Raw genomic sequence first — 20,241 nt, 5'->3', positions numbered from 1 at the left:
TTTGAACATTGTAGGCTCTTTGTATATATTTTGTAACGAAGTTAAAATTGTCTGTATAATAAGGATTCTTTTAGCACAATTTACGGTAATGAGAACCTAAGATGAGTGAACGTATTTTAATCATTGAAGATGATCAAAGGTTAGCTAATTTAATAAAAGTTTATCTGGTTCGCCAAGGATATCTTGTTGATTGGCATAATAGTGGTGAAGGTGCAGAAGAAAAAATTCAAGAAATAAATCCCGATTTGGTTATTTTAGATGTGATGCTTCCCGAAAAATCTGGTTTTGATATCTGTCGAGATATACGGACATGGTTTACAAATTATATTCTTATCATGACGGCTAGCGAAGATAATATTGACGAAATTGTCGGTTTGGAATTAGGAGCAGATGACTATCTGGCAAAACCAGTCGAGCCAAGGTTATTATTGGCACGCATTCGAGCTTTATTAAGACGAAAGCAAATTGAATCCGAGAAAGAAGTAAATAAAGATCCCGTCACGGCAACGAATAATAAAACGTTGATTTTTGATAATCTGATTATCGATGATGAAAATCGAAAAGTATTACTTGAAGGTCAAGAAATCGATCTCACCACAGCAGAGTTCGATCTACTTTGGTTGTTGGCGAATAATGCAGGTAAAATTTTATCTCGTGATGATATTTTTTCTCAAGTTCGAGGTATAGATTTTGATGGAACGGATCGTTCTATCGATGCTCGTATTTCTCGATTACGACGCAAGTTACTTGATGATCCTGATAACCCTTCACGTATTAAAACGGTTCGAGGGAAAGGTTATCTATTTATGAGAGAAGGGGATAATCATTGAGACAATTATTAGCAAAACCGCTGTTTTTTAATCGTCGGATTGTGTTTTATCTGGTTATCTTACTTTCGCTACAATGTATTATTGCCTATGGTGCACTACTCGTTTTTGATTCTTTGCCTTCTTCATTAACGGATATTCCTGATGACCACATTGTCTTTCGTGAATCACAACGAGGTACGGTCAATCTGATTCGAATGCAAATTAATGAGAATAAAGATCGTCCTCTGCAAGAAGTGGTAGATGAACTGCAACCCTATTTTGGGTATCCGATTGAAGTTTTACCGAGTCATACTTCGTTACCCCATTCCATCAATAAAGAGCTAGCAGAACTTGGATTTGCCTATGATGGTGACAAAGAAGTGGTCTATATTGATTTAAAAGAGGGGCATCTTCTTCAGCTAGGCCCTATTATGATGCGGGATATTCTAGAATCAAACACGATGTCTTTAAGTGTTTTTCTCGTTATTTGGGCGCTTTTTAGTGCAATTGTCTTTTTTATTTTAATCTATTTTGCGTTTAGTGCTGTTTGGAAGGATTTGGTTAGTATCAGACAGACAGCCGAACAGCTTGGTCAAGGAAACCTTAAAGCGCGTACTGAAAATGTTAAAGGCTGGTTATTTAAACCGTTAGCAAATGTGTTAAATAATATGGGAACACACATTGAGCATTTAGTTAGCACTAATCAAACCATTTCGCATGCAATGGCGCATGAACTTCGTACGCCACTGGCTCGTATGCGATTTGAGCTCAGTATGCTTGAAGAATGTGATGATGTACAAGAAAAGTTATTGCTGCAAAAAGGAATGAGCGATGATATTAATGAACTTGAAACACTCATTAATGCCAGTTTAAGTTACTTTAAAATGCAGCAAAGTAATATTGAGTTAAATTTAACGTCGGTATCACTCAAGCAGTGGGCGGAAAAAGTTTGTCAATCTCTCGAATTATTCAAACCTAAAGAATTTGAGTTAGTTTGTCACAGTCAAGACGTAAAAGCGCTTATTGATACTAATCTGGTTGAAACCATAGTTAAGAATTTATTACTTAATGCGTTCAAATATGCAACGCATAAAGCGGTTTTAAATATTACAAAACAGAACAATCGAGTTATTATAGAGATTGATGACGATGGTCCCGGTATCCCGTTTGATGCACGTGAAAAAATTTTTATGCCCTTTGCAAGGCTTGATACCAGTCGAACTCGTTCAACAGGTGGATATGGTCTTGGATTAGCTTATGTAAAATTAATGGCAGAGTTTCATAATGGGAAAGCATTTGTTGTCACTAGCCCTTTAGGCGGTGCAAGATTTGTTGTTTCAATAAAGTCTGGTGAAGAATAATTTTATTGGGAATTCGTTTTTAGAAAACAGAAAAGCATATCAATTCAAATCATGCTGTTTTTTCATTTCAGAAAAACAAAAAATTTGTTATATTCTCAAGTCAAATGAGATAAGTAACCAAACTAATAGTTAAAATTTTGTATTAGCTAACAACAATCAGAGGTTTTTATGAGCGGTTCACTACCGACCGAGACAGAGACACGTCCAACTAACTTTATACGTCAAATTATCGATGCTGATCTTGCAGCAGGAAAATATAAAACGACGCATACACGTTTTCCTCCAGAACCAAATGGTTATTTGCATATTGGTCATGCCAAATCAATTTGCTTAAATTTTGGGATTGCTCAGGATTATCAAGGTAAATGTAATTTACGTTTTGATGATACTAATCCTGTTAAAGAAGATGTCGAATATGTTGAATCGATAAAAGAAGATGTTCGTTGGTTAGGGTTTGAGTGGGATGGTGAAATTTGTTACTCATCTGATTATTTTGACCGATTATATGAATATGCGATTGAGTTAATCAATAAAGGATTAGCCTATGTTGATGAGCTTTCGCCTGATGAAATTCGTGAATATCGTGGTACGTTGAAAGAACCGGGTAAAAATAGTCCTTATCGTGATCGTAGCATTGATGAAAATTTAGCATTATTTATTCAAATGAAAGAAGGTAAATTTGCTGAAGGTAAAGCATGTCTAAGAGCAAAAATTGATATGGCTTCACCTTTCATTGTTATGCGTGATCCGGTGTTATATCGTATTAAATTTGCAGAACATCACCAAACAGGCAATAAATGGTGTATTTATCCAATGTACGATTTTACCCACTGTATATCTGATGCGATTGAAAATATTACTCACTCACTCTGTACGCTTGAATTTCAAGACAATCGTCGTTTATATGACTGGGTATTAGATAACATAACGATTGAAGCTCGCCCACATCAATATGAGTTTTCTCGATTAAATTTAGAGTATGCTATTACCTCTAAACGGAAATTAAATTTACTCGTATCAGAAAAAATCGTTGATGGTTGGAATGATCCTCGGATGCCAACTATTTCGGGTCTCCGTCGTCGAGGTTATACGCCTGCTTCAATTCGAGAGTTTTGCCGTCGAATTGGTGTGACGAAACAAGAAAACACGGTAGAGATGAGTACGCTTGAATTTTGTATCCGTGAAGATCTTAACGAAAACGCGCCGCGAGCGATGGCTGTTCTTGATCCTGTTAAAGTGGTAATTGAAAACTATTCTGAAACAATTGATGAAGTTCTCAACGTACCTAATCACCCAAATCGTCCTGAACTTGGTCATCGTGAAGTGCCATTCACTCGTGAGCTCTATATCGATCGTGCTGATTTTAGAGAAGAAGCTAACAAAAATTACAAACGCTTAGTATTGGGTAAAGAAGTACGCTTACGAAATGCTTATGTCATTCGTGCTGATCGGGTTGAAAAGGATTCACAAGGCAATATTCAAACGATTTATTGTAGTTATGACCCTGCCACTTTAAATAAAAATCCGGAAGATGGACGTAAAATTAAAGGCGTTATTCATTGGGTTTCAGCCAAATTTGGTAAACCAGCAGAAATTCGCCTTTATGATCGTTTATTTAATACGCCTAATCCTGGGGCAGCAGACGACTTTTTATCAACCATTAACCCAAGCTCTTTAATCGTTAAACAGGGTTTTGTTGAGCCAAGTTTACAAAATGCTGAAGTTGGACATGCTTATCAATTTGAACGTGAAGGATACTTCTGTTTAGATAGTAAATATGCAATTGATGACAATTTAGTATTCAACCGAACGGTTGGATTAAGAGATAGTTGGAACGAAGCTTAAATTAACCAGATTTGCCGACATGATGTCGGCAAATCACTTTTTAAATGTGATTACTCACCGATTTTAAACAATTTTGTTTGTTGATCTAAATAGCTGAGAATATCTGGCATTCGGTATTTACCTGCCATTGATTGTATGTTTTTAGCTGCACTCGTTAGTGCTACACCAACTGAGGTTACATAAAGCGGGTGTTTACTATGACCTCGGACAACTTCCATTAAATAGTCACTATTGCCTGCAAAAGGTTTTTTAGCCACGCCGATAATAGGTACTTTTTTATTTAAAGCATTATATAAATGCCCACCCAAACCTATTTTACCTTCATTTAAATGCACATAACCATCAATGATAATTGTTGAAATTTTATTAAGATCGACTTTATTGAGCAGGGATAAAATGCAAGGTAATTCACGTTGATAAAATTGACCAGATTGATAAGGAGCAACATTATCTTGATAGTCAGTAATTATACTTTGAATGTCAGATTTTGAATCGCACCAATGATTAAATAACACCCCCACTGTTTTTGCTCGAGTATCGATATAATAAACATCAATTGCAAGTATCATATTAAATTCCGTTTCGATAAAACTTATTGATCATTAAATCAATATACTGAGATTAATTTAGTAAAACAAGTCAGTATTTTTAATAATTGGAGTGATTAATTTGATTAAATTTTGTTTTTTTTAACATTATAAATAACTTAATTTTTATACTTTATTTTATATTCATAATAAGAAATAGCCATAAATAAAAATAATAATCTAACACATAGGGTTAGTTAACCCTATGTGAAATATGTAATTTACTATTTATTAGCCTCATTATTTTCAACCTTTATTTTTGGCGGTAATGGTGCTAAATAACCGATGATTAGCATCAGTATTGCTATAGCAATAAATGCAAATGCTTTCAATAATCCCTCAAGTTCAATGCTATCAATCAAAATTAACTTGATTACGACAATAGTTTGGAGTGTTACTCCTGTAAACCATGTAATACGTTGTTGATAACGATGACCAATAGTGACTAAGACAACGGCACCAAGCGTCCATATAAGTGAAATTGTTGCTTGAATGATTTTGGAATTCCATAATTGATAAAACGACCAAGGTATATCAAGCCATTGACTTAAGCATCTCAAAATCATACTGTTGGTCCATAAACAAGCCATGACAATTAATAGTATGGTAGCAAAATTAGGCAATTTTTGATTAATGTTAGACAGACTAATTTTCTGATCATCAAATTGTATGAAATAAGCGCTGAATTTTATCCAAATTCGAATCATGAGTAAGGCAAAAATTGCACTCAATTCAAGCGGATTAAATATTGGTATATAAGGCCAATTGATTATTTGACCACTATAAAAGATAAATATGAATAATTTCACAAATAAATAAATTATGATAGGGGCTAAACCTATTAACCAATAAGTTTTACTAATCGCAAAATGAGTTAATAATCTTTTTTTAACAAGAAGATAAAATAATAATACAATACCGCTATCCAGGAAGAATAATGTACAGTATTGAATAGTCTCTAAGCTTAGTGGTAATAAACTTAAACTATTCTTAATTTCTAAGAATAACCAATCTAAAGTCATCAAAAACAAACTAATATGCAGGATTAAATAAAAATAATTTTGAGCCTTAATTAATCTGTCTTTGATAATATACAAATAAAAATAGCAACTCAAAAAGGCGATTGCCCAAACCATGTTCCAGTTAGTCTTCAATAAATTAGTATCAAATAAGAATTTTTCATTGATTAATCGTAAAAATAACATGATCGGCCAGAGCAGTAAAACAGCAAATTTGAGCATAGTCCATTTTAGTTTTTGACCGATGTAATACCAGACCCATGTAGCAATTAGGAAAGCTAAAAGTAAAATTGGTAGTTTATGTGCTATTTGGTCAATTCTTATAATGCTATATAGAATCCATATTACCCAAGCGTGGCTAGCCAATACAAAAAATACGATTTTGAAAATGTTACCCCAATTATTTTGATTACAGTAATAGTGCCAAATAAGAGCATTAATCAGTAAAATCAGGCTAATCAATCCTAAAAAGAGTATATTTTCTGTGACGGTAAAGACTAAATTAGGCAAATTATAACATAAGTATAGCAAACTAAATGTATTAATGAATGCCCCTAGCATGGCAAATTTGAACTGTCTGTTATTGAGCATTACCCAACTTAATGCAGTGCCTTCAAAAAACCAAATTAATACTGTCCATTCAAGATTAAACCAAAGAGCAATCGCTAATGTAATAAAAGAGAGTCCTATTGCAATACCAAACAATGAACTTGTTCTTGATGTAAATCGATTATAATGTAACGTGATATAAAATATTGTTAAATAAAATATTCCAAATCCCAACGAAGAAAATGTCGGTCCAAGCGGCCATTGTCGCGTGATAGCATATTGCAACATAAAGGCAGTTATAGGGGTGCCAAAAAATAAAATAATATCAATAATATGTGGATGGTTTTTCTTATTAGTTTTATGACCAGCTAATGAGGTAGCTAAAATGCCATAGGTTATCATGTTAACGATGATAAAAAACTGGCATTCAGTATAAAATTCTGGGCGAAAATTAATTATTCCCCATGATGCGGTAATTACAAAAGTAAATACAAATCCTATTAAGTTAAGTATTCGCCATGATTGCCAAATACTAATTACTAAAATTGCACTCGAAATGACGGAATAATAACTGAATAATGTAATGTGATTATCTGAATTTGTTGATAACAATATCGGGGCTAAATAGCCACCAATACTGGCAATAATTGCCAAACTCATTGCGCGTTGTAAAACAGCGAATAAAACGCTCACTGAACAGAGGGTGATTAATAAAATAATAGCAACTAAGAATGGAATAAGTGCATAAAGTTTACAGGCTGCAAATATAGTTAAATATAAAATACCTACAGAACCGCCTTGTAATATTAAGGCATATATCCGTTTTTTTGTGCGTAAATACCAACCAAACACAAATAATACTAAACCTAAGATCAGTGCACCAAAAATACGAACATTAGGTAAGATTAATTGATTTTCAATACTATGCTTAAATAAATATGAAAGACCAAAAAATAGGATAATAATGCCAACTTTAGCTATCAAATTGCCTTGAAAAAGCCAGGTAAAAAACGAATTGAAAACACTGGAGTTTTTGCCTTGTTTGGTTGATTGATTTCTTAATGGCGAGCTTTCCCATGGTTGATGTTGTGATGTTTGTGTTGACGTTACCGGTTGAATATTGGTTAGTTGTTGTAAATCATTGGTGTTTTCTGATTGCTCAACATATTCAGATTTTTTTTCTGCGATTTTTACATCCTGTTCAATAGTGGCTTTGAGGTTGGAATGAACAAGATCAGATTCTACCGACTTAGTATTGTTTTCTGTTAATTCATAACGTTGAATTTTTTTTGTTAGCTCATTAATTTGAGATTGTAAATTGTCTAAACTTGAATTCAAACATAAACTGATTATTATCACTATTGAAATCAGTAGAACGAAAATCAATAGTATTGTAAATGTGCTTATCATATTTCTTATATTTCTGAGATATTTTTTTATTAGTTACGGTATATTATATGTAATCGATAACAAATAACAAGGTGAATTACAACACAATAAATGTTTTAAAGATAGCCACATTGTTTACTTTCTTTTATACTATTGCTCTATTTTTTACCTGTTTTTGGCTTAAAAAGAGTAATTAGCATGAAAATTTTAGCTGGTTCTTCTGCTGTATCTGCATTTCGTATTCATAAACTTCTCTCTGCTTGTTCTGAACAATCTATCCCTATTATGAGTGTTGAAGCACAATATTTGCATTTTATTGATTTGAAAGGTGAATTAACTTTTGCCCAGCAGCTAACCCTTGAGAAATTATTACAATACGGGCCGAAATCGGCTCAAATCACTGTTTCGAACAAATCAAACAAAACGCTTTTTTTAGTTATACCAAGAATAGGGACAATTTCACCATGGTCATCAAAAGCCACCGATATAGCGCATAATTGTGGTTTACGACAAATTCAACGCATTGAGCGAGGCATTGCTTATTATATTCAAACGAGTTCACCATTGACTGATATACAAAAAAACGATTTTTTGGCATTCATTCATGATCGAATGATGGAAACAGTTTTGACTTGTCTGGAACAAGCAGAACAGTTATTTAAAGTCGAACAACCTGTTCCTGTGACTACTATTGATTTGTTAGGTCAGGGGCGTAAGGCATTAGAAGCGGCCAATATTAAATTAGGCTTAGCTTTAGCGTCAGATGAAATGGATTATTTAGTTGAAAACTTCCAAAAACTCAATCGTAATCCAACGGATGTCGAGCTTTATATGTTTGCTCAAGCAAATTCAGAACATTGTCGACACAAAATTTTTAATGCCGATTGGATTATAGATGGTGAAAAACAGCCTAAATCGCTGTTTAAAATGATTAAAAATACTTATGAAAAGACACCCGATTATGTTTCTTCTGCATATAAAGATAATGCGGCGGTAATGGATGGCTCTCAAGTTGGACGTTTTTTTGCTGATAGTAGTAATCAAACCTACAGTTATCATCAGGAATATGCCGATATTTTGATGAAGGTTGAAACACATAATCATCCCACAGCGATATCACCTTGGCCAGGCGCAGCAACGGGTAGTGGGGGGGAAATTCGTGATGAAGGCGCAACCGGACGAGGCGCAAAACCGAAAGCGGGTTTAGTCGGATTTTCGGTTTCCAATTTGCGTATTCCCCATTTTGAGCAACCGTGGGAACACGATTTTGGTAAACCTGACCGAATTGTCAGTGCGTTAGATATTATGCTCGATGGCCCATTAGGTGGTGCTGCATTTAATAATGAGTTTGGTCGCCCTGCGCTATTGGGGTATTTTCGTACCTATGAAGAATACGTTAATAGCCACAATGGTTATGAGCTTCGTGGTTATCATAAACCAATAATGCTTGCTGGAGGCATGGGCAATATCCGTCGAGAACATATTCAAAAAGGTGAGTTTCCTGCTGGTTCTAAGTTAATTGTGTTAGGTGGGCCGGCAATGAATATTGGTTTAGGAGGAGGTGCGGCATCATCAATGACATCGGGACAATCTGATGCAGATTTAGATTTTGCGTCAGTGCAGCGTGATAATCCCGAAATGGAACGTCGTTGTCAGGAAGTCATCGATCGGTGTTGGCAACTTGGCAAAAATAATCCTATTTTATTTATTCACGATGTAGGGGCTGGTGGTCTATCAAATGCGATGCCAGAGCTGGTCAGTGATGGTGGCTGTGGTGGTCAATTTGAATTACGGAAAATTTTAAGTGATGAACCCGGAATGTCACCGCTAGAGATTTGGTGTAATGAATCACAAGAACGTTATGTTCTCGCCATTCACCCAGATAGTCTTGATGTATTTGATGAACTTTGTCAACGTGAACGCGCACCGTATGCGGTAATTGGTGAAGCTACGTTTAATAAAACGGTGACACTACATGATGAGTATTTTAATAATAATCCGATTGATTTACCTTTAGATGTTTTATTGGGTAAAACACCTAAAATGTTAAGAGAAGTCAAAACACAACAAGCACATGGCGATAATTTTTCAACGGCTGATATCAATTTATATGATGCGGTTAAACGGGTTTTACATTTACCGACCGTTGCTGAAAAAACGTTTTTAATTACTATCGGTGATCGCACTGTTACCGGTATGGTTGCACGAGACCAAATGATTGGGCCATGGCAAGTACCGGTCGCTGATTGTGCTGTGACAACGGCGAGTTTAGATAGTTATTATGGTGAAGCCATGTCAATGGGGGAACGGGCACCGGTTGCTTTACTTAACTTTGCTGCCTCGGCAAGACTTGCCGTGGGTGAAGCCATTACCAATATAGCGGCAACTAACATTGGCGATATCAAGAGAATTAAGCTTTCAGCTAACTGGATGGCTGCAGCAGGCCACCCAGGTGAAGATGCTGGACTTTATCATGCCGTAAAAGCAATTGGTGAAGAATTATGCCCAATATTAGGGTTGGCCATTCCAGTTGGTAAAGACTCCATGTCGATGAAAACCACATGGCAACAAAATGGTGAACAACAATCGGTAACCTCACCATTATCGTTAGTCATTTCAGCTTTTGCTCGTGTTGAAGATGTTCGTAAAACAGTAACTCCCCAATTACGAGTTGATGTTGATAATACTTTATTACTTGTTGATATTTCCAAAGGTCATCAAGCACTGGGTGCGACTGCATTGGCACAGGTTTATCGTCACTTAGGGCAAAAAACAGCTGATGTACATGATGCTAAAGAGCTTTTAGCTTTTTATCGGGCTATCCAAACGCTTATCAATCAAGATGCGTTACTTGCTTACCATGATCGCTCAGATGGCGGATTAATTATCACATTAGCTGAAATGGCTTTTGCCAGTCATTGTGGGATTGATGTTGATATTGCAGCATTAGGTCACGATATGATTGCCACCCTGTTTAATGAAGAACTGGGTGCTGTCATTCAGGTGGCAAACGAGCATCTGGACAGTGTTATGGCATGTTTTAATCAATATGGATTGTCACATACCGTTCATGTGCTTGGTGAAGCAAAGACGGGGCAACAATTTATTATTCGCAACAACTCAGCTGTAGTTTACAGTGAATCACGTACCACGTTACGAACATGGTGGGCTGAAACCACCTGGCAGATGCAACGTCTACGTGATAATCCACAATGTGCAGATCAAGAACATCAAGCGAAACAAAACGAAAGTGATCCTGGTTTAAGTGTAAAACTTACCTTTGATCCTCAGAATGATATTGCTGCTCCTTATATAGTTAAAGGCGTTAAACCCAAAGTCGCCATTTTACGTGAACAGGGCGTTAATTCCCATGTTGAGATGGCTGCTGCATTTGACAGAGCGGGGTTTGATGCCATTGATGTACATATGACGGATTTATTAATAGGTCGTGTATCATTGAGTCAATTTAGTACATTGGTTGCTTGTGGTGGCTTCTCTTATGGTGATGTTTTAGGTGCAGGTGAAGGTTGGGCGAAATCAATATTGTTTAACGAAAAAGTTCGACAAGAGTTTGAAACATTCTTTCAACGTGATAACACTTTATCATTAGGCGTCTGTAATGGTTGTCAAATGATGTCAAATTTAAAGGATTTGATTCCTGGTGCAGAATTATGGCCTCGTTTTGTTCGTAATGTATCGGAACGTTTTGAAGCTCGCTTTAGCTTGGTACAAATTCAACAAAGCCCTTCTTTACTATTAAGTGATATGGCAGGTTCGCATATGCCAATCGCAGTTTCACATGGTGAAGGACAAGTTGAAACGCGTGATCAAGCGCATCTAAATGCGTTAGAAGCATCAGGTTTAATTGCTGTTCGTTATATCGATCATTTTGGACAAGTGACCGAGCAATATCCGGCTAATCCTAACGGTTCACCAAATGGAATAACTGCTGTCACATCACAAGATGGTCGAGCAACGATTATGATGCCGCACCCTGAACGAGTGTTTCGAACGGTAACCAATTCATGGCATCCCGAAAATTGGGGAGAAGATAGTCCTTGGATGCGTATTTTCCGTAATGCACGTAAGCAACTAGGCTAAAAAAATCGCCGGCAAATTGTCGGCGATAGCATTTTATCTAAACTAACATGATTATGATTGTGGTGACTGTTTTTGTCGATTAAGTAATGGTTTTCCTAACAGGGTATTCATTTTTCGTAACAGCTTATCGGTTGTTTCCCAATTAATACAAGCATCCGTCACCGATACACCATATTTAAAGTTTTCTTTTGGTTGCTCGGAAGATTGATTGCCTTCGTTTAAATTACTTTCAATCATCACACCAATAATAGCATTATTACCTTGTTCAATTTGGTCAATGATTGAGTTCGCAACAATGGGTTGATTTCGATAATCTTTATTAGAATTAGCATGGCTGCAATCAATCATAAGATTAGGTAGTAAGCCTGCTTTTTGCATTTGGATCTCACAGAGTGCAACATTTTCAGCATCAAAATTAGGTGCTTTACCACCTCGTAAAATGACATGTCCATTTGGATTGCCCAGTGTTTGAAGTACGGTAACTTGTCCTTGCTGATTAATCCCGACAAAACGGTGTGCCATTGAAGCCGATTTCATCGCATTTATAGCGACATCTAAGCTACCATCAGTCCCATTTTTAAAACCAACAGGCATTGAAAGACCCGATGCCATTTCACGATGAGTTTGTGATTCTGTTGTTCTTGCCCCAATTGCAGCCCAACTAATTAAATCACCAATATATTGCGGTGTGTTGGGATCGAGAGCTTCGGTCGCGATTGGTAACCCAATTTTGACAATATCAAGTAATAATTTACGTGCTTTTTTTAGACCAAATTCAATATCAAACGAACTATCCATATGCGGATCATTGATCATACCTTTCCAACCAACAGTGGTTCGCGGTTTTTCAAAATAGACACGCATAACAATAAATAGATTATCTTTAACTTCGTCAGCTAGTTTTTTTAACTTATGTGCATATTCAATGGCAGCATCAGTATCATGAATAGAGCAAGGGCCGCATACAATTAATAAGCGGTGATCTCGGCGTTCTAAAATATCAACTATGGTTTGACGTGATGATGCAATTTGCGTTTCTAACTCAGGTGATAAAGGGTAAAGCGCTTTTATTTCTTCAGGGGTAATTAACATGTGCTCATCTCGAATTCGGACATTATTGAGTGTATCTTTTAACATTTTGCATTCCTTATGAGAGTCATTTAAATATTTTATATGTAAAATATTTATTACATAAACGGACAATATGTAAACACAAAAATACAATGTAGTAAACTAAATTTTTTAAATCTTAAATAATAAAGATTGTTTTATGTGTTGTATCTATAAATTATCTGTTTTTTATAGATTACAATGAATAGATTGATAATATTATTTTAACTGTAATTAATTTTTTACAATCTATATAGATTAATCGATATACGTGTAATGACACAGGCTTTAAAACCTGCTGTTAATGGTTTGAATAATTGCAGGAGGGGAGTGATATTTCATTTATATTAATAAATTTTAAGAGGGAATATATTCGGTAATAAATCTCATTTTTATAAATAGACGCTAATAAAACCTGATAGTGACTTAATCGCTCAATATTATCCGTGCATGAATTGATCACGATAAAAACGTCACTATTAGTTAATTAGTTCAATTTAAGTTCGCTCTATCGATTGTATGACTACATTTTTATCAATTCCATCAATCACTTCAGCATGACCAATCTGGGTTGGAATCACTAATCTCAGTTTGCCTGATAGGACTTTTTTGTCACGGAGCATGTGTGGTATATAAGATTCAATCGACATTTGTGTTGGTCTAACAACGGGTAGATTGGCTTTTATGAGTAAATTTTTAATGCGATCGACTTCTGTCACTGAAAGTTTACCCAGTATGGATGCAGTATGCGCAGCCATGACCATTCCCACACTGACTGCTTCACCATGTAGCCAATTGCCATAGCCAAGTTCGGCTTCGATCGCATGTCCATAAGTATGACCAAGGTTTAGTATTGCTCGCATATCTTGCTCGGTTTCATCTGCGGCTACCACTTGGGCTTTAAGCTCACAGCATCGATAAATACAGTAACTTAGTGCATTTACATCTAAATTGAGTAAATCATTAATATGCAGCTCTAACCATTTAAAAAAATCACTATCTAAAATAATGCCATACTTAATCACTTCTGCTAAACCTGCCGAAAGTTCACGCTGTGGTAGCGTTTTTAGACAATGAAGATCAATGACAACTGCTTGCGGCTGATAAAATGCGCCAATCATATTTTTGCCCAATGGGTGATTAATCGCGGTTTTACCCCCTACCGATGAATCAACTTGGGAAAGTAACGTCGTGGGTACTTGGATGAATTTAATACCACGTTGATAAGCTGAAGCTGCAAATCCTGCTACATCACCAATTACGCCACCACCTAATGCAATCAGGATTGAATTACGGGTATGGTTATTGGCAAGTAACGCCGTTAACATCTTGTTCCATGTTTCCATCGTTTTGTATTGTTCACCGTCAGGAACAATAACACAATCCGTTTCAATGCCATGCGTCTCAAGCATGTCGGTTAGATTTTGCAAATAAAGTGGTGCAATGGTTTCATTTGTTGCAATCATTACCCGTTGACCTGCTTGAAGTTTAAAATGTTCAAATTCATTAAGAAGGTTTTCACCAATAGTGATGGGATAGCTACGTTTTGCTAGTGCCACATTTAGAATTTTTTGCATAATTATTTCCAAACAAGTTCAAGTCGAGTTAATGTTGCATGTTAGCGATAAAAATGTGGCAGTGCAACATAGAATCATTTAAACTTATCGGCAATTTTGTTTTATGAAATTAAATTTTATATGGCTATATCTATTGTTTTAGCACAAAAAAATTGGCGTGTGGGTGATATAGAAGGCAATACTGAGCAGATTATTGAACTGATCAAGCGCCATTCATGCCACGACCTGATTATATTCTCTGAACTGGCTTTATGTGGTTATCCACCAGAGGATCTTATTTTCCGCTCCGATTTTAAAGCGCGTTGCCAAAAAGCGTTATTGTCTATTCAAGATGTAAGCAAGCAGTGTGCTGTTATAGTCGGTCATCCATCCTGGCAAAATGGAGAAATTTATAATTCACTTTCATTTTTTTCGGAAGGAAAACAGTTGGCTTGTTATCATAAGCAGCTGTTGCCAAACTATGATGTCTTTGATGAAAAGCGTTATTTTACAGCCGGAAATCAGAGCGGTATTGTAAATTTTAAAGGAAAAAAATTAGGTTTATTGATTTGCGAAGATCTTTGGCAAAATGCCCCTATCGATCAGCTTAGTGAACAAAAAGTTGATTTGGTGATCACAATAAACGCTTCTCCCTATGATTATCAAAAACAGAAAAATCGTCAAACATTGATCCAAGATCATGCTACACGAACACAACTACCGATTGTTTATGTTAATCAAATTGGAGGGCAAGATGAGTTAATCTTTGACGGCGGTTCGTTTGTTTGCAATGAAAAAGGTGAGATTGTTTGTCAACTTAATCATTTTGAAGAACAAATTACTCATTTTGAATTTGGTCTCGATCATCCAGCATTGGAAATTCGTCAGAATCATGATTTAGCTTCTGTTTATGATGCGTTAGTGCTTGCGACACGTGATTATATTACGAAAAATGGTTTTCAAGGCGCAGTATTAGGGCTTTCAGGAGGGATTGATTCTGCTTTAACACTCGCCATTGCGGTTGATGCGCTAGGTAAAGATAAAGTACAAGCGGTAATGATGCCGTTTCGATATACCGCTGATATCAGTATCGCTGATGCTAAAGAAGAAGCCGAAATTTTAGGTGTAGAATTTGATATTGTATCAATAGAACCAATGTTTGATGCATTTATGTCGTCTTTAAGTCCAATGTTTGCCGGTACACAAAAAGATACCACTGAAGAGAATTTACAAGCCCGTTGTCGGGGTGTCATTTTAATGGCACTTTCTAATAAACGTCGCAGACTGGTGTTAACAACGGGTAATAAAAGTGAAATGTCGGTCGGTTATGCCACGCTTTATGGGGACATGGCTGGCGGATTTGATGTACTTAAAGATGTTCCTAAAACCTTGGTTTTTGCATTATCCAAATATCGAAATATACGATCTTATGTTATTCCAGAACGCGTCATTACGCGTCCGCCTTCTGCCGAACTTGCACCTGATCAGAAAGATGAAGATAATTTACCTCCTTATGATATTTTAGATGGTATTTTAAAAGGCTATGTTGAGCAGGATCTTTCCATTGCAGAACTGGTTGAGCAAGGCTATGATGAATCAACAGTAAGACGAGTCATAAAATTAGTTGATATTAATGAATATAAACGACGCCAATCAGCAGTAGGGCCTAAAATTACGGCACGTAACTTTGGTAAAGGCAGACGCTATCCGATTACTTCTGCTTTTGGATTTAAGAATTGGTAATATCGAATAAAAGGCAAATAGAGATGAAAAAAATTGAAGCGATTATCAAACCCTTTAAATTAGATGACATTCGAGAGGCGCTTGCTGATCAAGGTATTACTGGTATGACGGTGACCGAAGTTAAAGGTTTTGGTCGACAAAAAGGACATACCGAGCTTTATCGTGGTGCTGAATATATGGTGGATTTTTTACCCAAAGTAAAAATTGAACTGATAGTTCCTGATGATATTTTGGAAATGTGTATTGAAACAATTATGAAAACAGCACAGACAGGAAAAATTGGGGACGGTAAGATTTTTGTGTATAACGTAGAACAAGTAATACGTATTCGAACGGGTGAAATGGACGAGTTAGCAATTTAATTCATCAAATGTTACTGGATATCAGGGCGTTCTCGCCTAAGCAGTTCAGATGTGACGGCGCCTTGAATCGAACACATAAGTAAAGTCATACTGCCGTTTTTCTCAAGTAATAGCAATTTTTCAATCGTATTTGGTGCAGGAATCGTTTTCACACCAACAACAGTACCTGTATTAGTATGCCAAACTTGATTATCATCATTGAGGCTCCGAATTTTAGGATTGGCAATATAAAGCTGGTTATCTTCCATGTTTTTCCAGTTTAGATAATTTAATGTATTTTTGATCTGATTAATATCATTATCAATGATGAATCCCCAAAAATAATATTTGCCAATTTTACCTAAATCCATTGCACTGTCATAGTAACCTTTTATGGTTAAATTTTTGTATTTGATAGGCAGCGAAAAATACATAAAATTTTTACCCGTATCAAATCGATTAGTGACAGGAATATAAGCCAGATTACCGTCAAAAATTTGGACATTGGTAAAACGTTTTAACTCATCTTTATTGCTATAAACAGTATTGAAAAAATTTGGATTACACAGGACGAACGAATCTATTAGTGGTTGTCGATCAGCAGATGCCACAAACGAAAAAAATAGAGAAAATAAACCAAAAATTTTTTTAATCATGATAATGGATAAAGACAAAATGAATTTAATAAAATCTACTGGAACAGATTGTATAATTATTAAGTCAGAATAACAATCTTTAAGCTACTTTTCTTTTGGAATTCTGGGGCGAAATACACCTAAAATTTACAATTGCAACACTTTTTTTGATATTTGTCAGTAATAACAATAAATCTTTCGATAATTAATAACTTTTGTCTAATTATGGAAGACAGATCGCAATAATGATTAATGGATACGAAAATTAGTTGGAGTATTGAGTAAAATACGATAGTTTTGATTTGATTATTAAGTTGGTTAAGTGATTTAGTACAGAATTAAGTAAAAAAATGGAAATAAAATATGAGTTCAACCTTTGCAAATCAAATATTAACAAAATTCTCTGGCTTTAGTGGCATTTCAATTAAAACCTTTTTTGGTGGGTTCAGCATTAGTAGCGATACAACAATGTTTGGATGGATAAGTCAAACGGATTTTTATTTAAGAGGACATACATCATACCGTTCATTCTTTATTGAACAAGGTATGCAACCGCTAACGTTATCATCAGGTGTTTTAACCAAATTACTTGATTATTATAAAGTTAAGGATGAGTGGCTCAATGATCTGCCAAAACTACATTCATTGGCTAAAATGGCAATTGAATATGCTAAACAAGAAAAACATGAAAAAAACGAAATAAAAACGAATCGAATAAAAGAGCTACCCAATATGACATTGTCATTAGAACGATTATTGTGTAGTGTTGGAATTAAAGATGTCGAGACTTATCGTAAAATAGGTTATTTAGAAACCTATCATAAAATTAAGTCTAAAAAAGCTGAAATCTCTAAAAATATTCTTTTTGTCTTATATGGTTCATTGCATCGATGCCATGTTGCATCATTATCAAAAACGACTAAAAATGCAATAGAGACTGCATATCAAGCTTTTTTAAAGCAACGAAAAAAAGACTAACATTTCAATCGTCATTTTTGGGTGTTAATTGCACAAATAAAATAATCACTATAGTTATCTAAAAAGCATTCCTGTTTAATGATAATTTTAGATAACTATATTTATGATGATCAAAAGATCAGTTATGAAGATGATCTTCTTCTAGGTGGACGTCTAAACGCTTTTGGCGCTGGTAAGTCAGTCAACAAGGCCGAAGGATCATATTGACTAACAGGGATTGCATGCGCAATGGCTTTTTCAATGGCTGGCAAATTTTGTGAGTATCGTTCACAAGCTAAAGAAATTGAATTACCTTCAGCACCTGCTCGTCCAGTACGACCAATACGGTGACGGTAATCATCGCAATCATCAGGGAGATCATAGTTAAAAACATGTGTTACATTCGGAATATGTAATCCCCGTGCTGCAACATCTGTTGCAACGAGAATATCAATATCACCTCGCGTGAATTGTTCCAAAATAGATAAACGTTTTTTCTGAGCAATATCACCCGTTAATAACCCAACTCGATGACCATCAGCAACCAAATGACGCCAGATTTTTTCACATGCAATTTTAGTATTCGCAAATATGATACAACGCTCAGGCCATTCTTCTTCAATAAGTGTTTGCAATAAAGCTAATTTATCTTCATTGGAAGGGAAAAATAGTTCTTCTTTAATACGATGCCCGATTTTCTGTTCTGGTTCCACTTCAACATATTGAGGATTATTCATATGCTCAAAAGCAAGTTCACGCACATTATGTGTCAACGTTGCAGAAAATAACATCGTTAAGCGTTTTTCGGGTGGTGTCATATGTTTAAAAATCCAACGTACATCTCGAATAAAACCGAGATCAAACATACGATCTGCTTCGTCTAGAACCACAACTTGAATTGATTCTAAATTGATATATTTTTGTTTAGCATAATCAATTAAGCGACCTGTTGTTGCAATTAAAATATCTACACCTGCGGATAACATTTTTAATTGTTTATCATAGCCATCACCGCCATAGGCTAATCCTAATTTTAGTCCGGTTTCTTTAGATAATAACTCTGCATCATGATAAATTTGCACAACTAATTCACGCGTTGGGGCAATAATGATAGCCCTAGGTTGATTCGCTTTATGATCTGGCAAGGGTTGATGATTCAACAAGTAGTTAAATGTTGATGCCAAAAACGCCATTGTTTTGCCTGTTCCAGTTTGTCCTTGACCGGCGATATCAATTCCTTTTGTTGTAAAGGGTAAAGCTTGTTCTTGAATTGGAGTACAATAAACAAACCCTTTTTTCTCAAGTGCTTTAATCACTAATGGATGAAGCGGAAATTGATTAAATGTTGTTTTTGTTAGATAAGATTGAATCATTGTGGTTTTAAGTTTAATTATCGGAATGGTGGGATTATAACATATTAAACTTACGGTCATCACTAATAATTATACCCTATTATAATAATTACTAGCGAAGAAAACGAAAATATCCTAATATAAAACCATGTAATTCTATATTTGGAGAAAATAAATGAGCAATAATATTGTTTCTCTTTCTGAAACTACTTTTGATAATACAATCAAAGAAGCAACAAAACCTGTATTGGTTGATTTTTGGGCTGAATGGTGTGGGCCGTGTAAAATGTTAGCCCCAATTTTAGAAGAAGTTGCCCAAGAATATAGTGATAAAATTGTGATTGCAAAATTAGATGTGCAAGAAAACCCAAATATTGCACCGAAATTTGGTATTAGAGGCATCCCAACACTATTGATTTTTAAAAATGGTCAAGTGGTTGCAACTCAAGTTGGTGTATTGTCTAAAGCTCAACTTAAAAGTTTCATTGATGAACAACTTTAATGTTGTTTTAGATTTTTCGAATAAATTAATTTTAGTACCTAAAGCATAAAAAGAGTAATTAAATTGCGTATTACTCTTTTACTCATTTACTTATTGTAATAATAATATTTACAAATTTATTAAAACAAACTGAATTTATTATAGACATATTACTGTTTTTAGTGTAAATTGCTAGCTCTTACGAAGACCCCTTTCTACAATTCATTGTTTTTCTTGATAAAGTGGTGAAAATTCTATATTCAGATATTAAATTATCATTAAAAGCTTCATAACAGATTGAATTTGTGTATTGTCAGAGAGAGAATTTTTTTTATAAGTAAATGAAACGAATATACAAAAATAACATTAATTGCAAACATATCAATTTTATCCTCAAGAATTTTTA

Annotated in this window: 14 protein-coding genes; 8 read left to right on the top strand and 6 right to left on the bottom strand. The window is 35.2% G+C overall.

The window, feature by feature from the left end:
- The first annotated feature begins 101 nt into the window (after nucleotides 1-101).
- The 3 genes from ACGH46_RS03390 to glnS all read left to right on the top strand — a co-directional run bounded on the left by ACGH46_RS03390 (nucleotide 102) and on the right by glnS (nucleotide 4,015).
- Nucleotides 102-830, top strand: a complete 729-nt coding sequence (locus ACGH46_RS03390) for a winged helix-turn-helix domain-containing protein (RefSeq protein ID WP_267350428.1) — start codon at nucleotides 102-104, stop codon at nucleotides 828-830.
- Nucleotides 827-2,170 carry an ATP-binding protein gene (locus ACGH46_RS03385; protein ID WP_411589680.1) on the top strand — a complete coding sequence of 448 codons (1,344 nt, stop codon included), beginning with the start codon at nucleotides 827-829 and terminating at the stop codon, nucleotides 2,168-2,170. Before ACGH46_RS03390 ends, ACGH46_RS03385 begins: the two co-directional genes overlap by 4 nt.
- 168 nt (nucleotides 2,171-2,338) lie before the next feature.
- Nucleotides 2,339-4,015, top strand: coding sequence for a glutamine--tRNA ligase (gene glnS / locus ACGH46_RS03380; RefSeq protein ID WP_411589681.1), 1,677 nt, complete (start codon nucleotides 2,339-2,341; stop codon nucleotides 4,013-4,015).
- Nucleotides 4,016-4,065: 50 nt separating this feature from the next.
- Here the strand turns inward: glnS and ACGH46_RS03375 are convergent, their stop codons facing one another.
- Together ACGH46_RS03375 and ACGH46_RS03370 are read right to left on the bottom strand one after the other, a co-directional pair.
- Nucleotides 4,066-4,584, bottom strand: a complete 519-nt coding sequence (locus ACGH46_RS03375) for an endonuclease V (protein ID WP_411589682.1) — start codon at nucleotides 4,582-4,584, stop codon at nucleotides 4,066-4,068.
- A 242-nt stretch (nucleotides 4,585-4,826) separates the two neighbouring features.
- Nucleotides 4,827-7,508 (bottom strand): DUF2339 domain-containing protein, encoded by a 2,682-nt coding sequence (locus tag ACGH46_RS03370; RefSeq protein ID WP_411604179.1) that lies wholly within the window; start codon nucleotides 7,506-7,508, stop codon nucleotides 4,827-4,829.
- A 249-nt stretch (nucleotides 7,509-7,757) separates the two neighbouring features.
- Between ACGH46_RS03370 and purL the strand changes: the two genes are divergently transcribed.
- Complete coding sequence (gene purL / locus ACGH46_RS03365; RefSeq protein ID WP_411604178.1) at nucleotides 7,758-11,660, top strand: phosphoribosylformylglycinamidine synthase; 3,903 nt, start codon at nucleotides 7,758-7,760, stop codon at nucleotides 11,658-11,660.
- Nucleotides 11,661-11,711: 51 nt separating this feature from the next.
- On the opposite strand, the gene ACGH46_RS03360 is transcribed toward purL, so the two are convergent.
- Both ACGH46_RS03360 and aroB read right to left on the bottom strand, forming a co-directional pair.
- A complete protein-coding gene (locus ACGH46_RS03360) occupies nucleotides 11,712-12,797 on the bottom strand; it encodes a 3-deoxy-7-phosphoheptulonate synthase (RefSeq protein WP_411604176.1) in 1,086 nt (361 codons plus the stop codon).
- Nucleotides 12,798-13,267: 470 nt separating this feature from the next.
- Complete coding sequence (gene aroB, locus ACGH46_RS03355; protein WP_411604173.1) at nucleotides 13,268-14,347, bottom strand: 3-dehydroquinate synthase; 1,080 nt, start codon at nucleotides 14,345-14,347, stop codon at nucleotides 13,268-13,270.
- Nucleotides 14,348-14,467: 120 nt separating this feature from the next.
- On the opposite strand from aroB, the gene ACGH46_RS03350 reads away from it, so the two are divergent.
- Nucleotides 14,468-16,069, top strand: a complete 1,602-nt coding sequence (locus tag ACGH46_RS03350; RefSeq protein WP_411604171.1) for an NAD+ synthase — start codon at nucleotides 14,468-14,470, stop codon at nucleotides 16,067-16,069.
- A gap of 23 nt (nucleotides 16,070-16,092) precedes the next feature.
- Nucleotides 16,093-16,431: a nitrogen regulatory protein P-II gene (gene glnB, locus ACGH46_RS03345; RefSeq protein WP_065558663.1), complete on the top strand. Its 339-nt coding sequence runs from the start codon at nucleotides 16,093-16,095 to the stop codon at nucleotides 16,429-16,431.
- 11 nt (nucleotides 16,432-16,442) lie between these two features.
- On the opposite strand, the gene ACGH46_RS03340 is transcribed toward glnB, so the two are convergent.
- Entirely contained in the window at nucleotides 16,443-17,066 is a 624-nt protein-coding gene (locus tag ACGH46_RS03340; RefSeq protein ID WP_267350443.1) for a hypothetical protein, read from the bottom strand.
- A gap of 342 nt (nucleotides 17,067-17,408) precedes the next feature.
- On the opposite strand from ACGH46_RS03340, the gene ACGH46_RS03335 reads away from it, so the two are divergent.
- Nucleotides 17,409-18,023, top strand: a complete 615-nt coding sequence (locus ACGH46_RS03335; protein WP_267350444.1) for a TfoX/Sxy family protein — start codon at nucleotides 17,409-17,411, stop codon at nucleotides 18,021-18,023.
- A 122-nt stretch (nucleotides 18,024-18,145) separates the two neighbouring features.
- On the opposite strand, the gene rhlB is transcribed toward ACGH46_RS03335, so the two are convergent.
- Nucleotides 18,146-19,375, bottom strand: coding sequence for an ATP-dependent RNA helicase RhlB (gene rhlB, locus ACGH46_RS03330; RefSeq protein WP_267350474.1), 1,230 nt, complete (start codon nucleotides 19,373-19,375; stop codon nucleotides 18,146-18,148).
- 154 nt (nucleotides 19,376-19,529) lie between these two features.
- Here rhlB and trxA point away from each other — a divergent pair, with 154 nt between their 5' ends.
- Entirely contained in the window at nucleotides 19,530-19,856 is a 327-nt protein-coding gene (gene trxA / locus ACGH46_RS03325) for a thioredoxin TrxA (protein ID WP_267350445.1), read from the top strand.
- The last annotated feature ends 385 nt before the right edge of the window (nucleotides 19,857-20,241 follow it).

The sequence above is a fragment of the Gilliamella sp. CG22 genome (genome assembly GCF_046635725.1).
Lineage (GTDB): Bacteria > Pseudomonadota > Gammaproteobacteria > Enterobacterales > Orbaceae > Gilliamella > Gilliamella apicola_I.
Note: the sequence above shows the minus strand (reverse complement) of the source record. Positions and strands in the feature narration are given on the sequence as shown.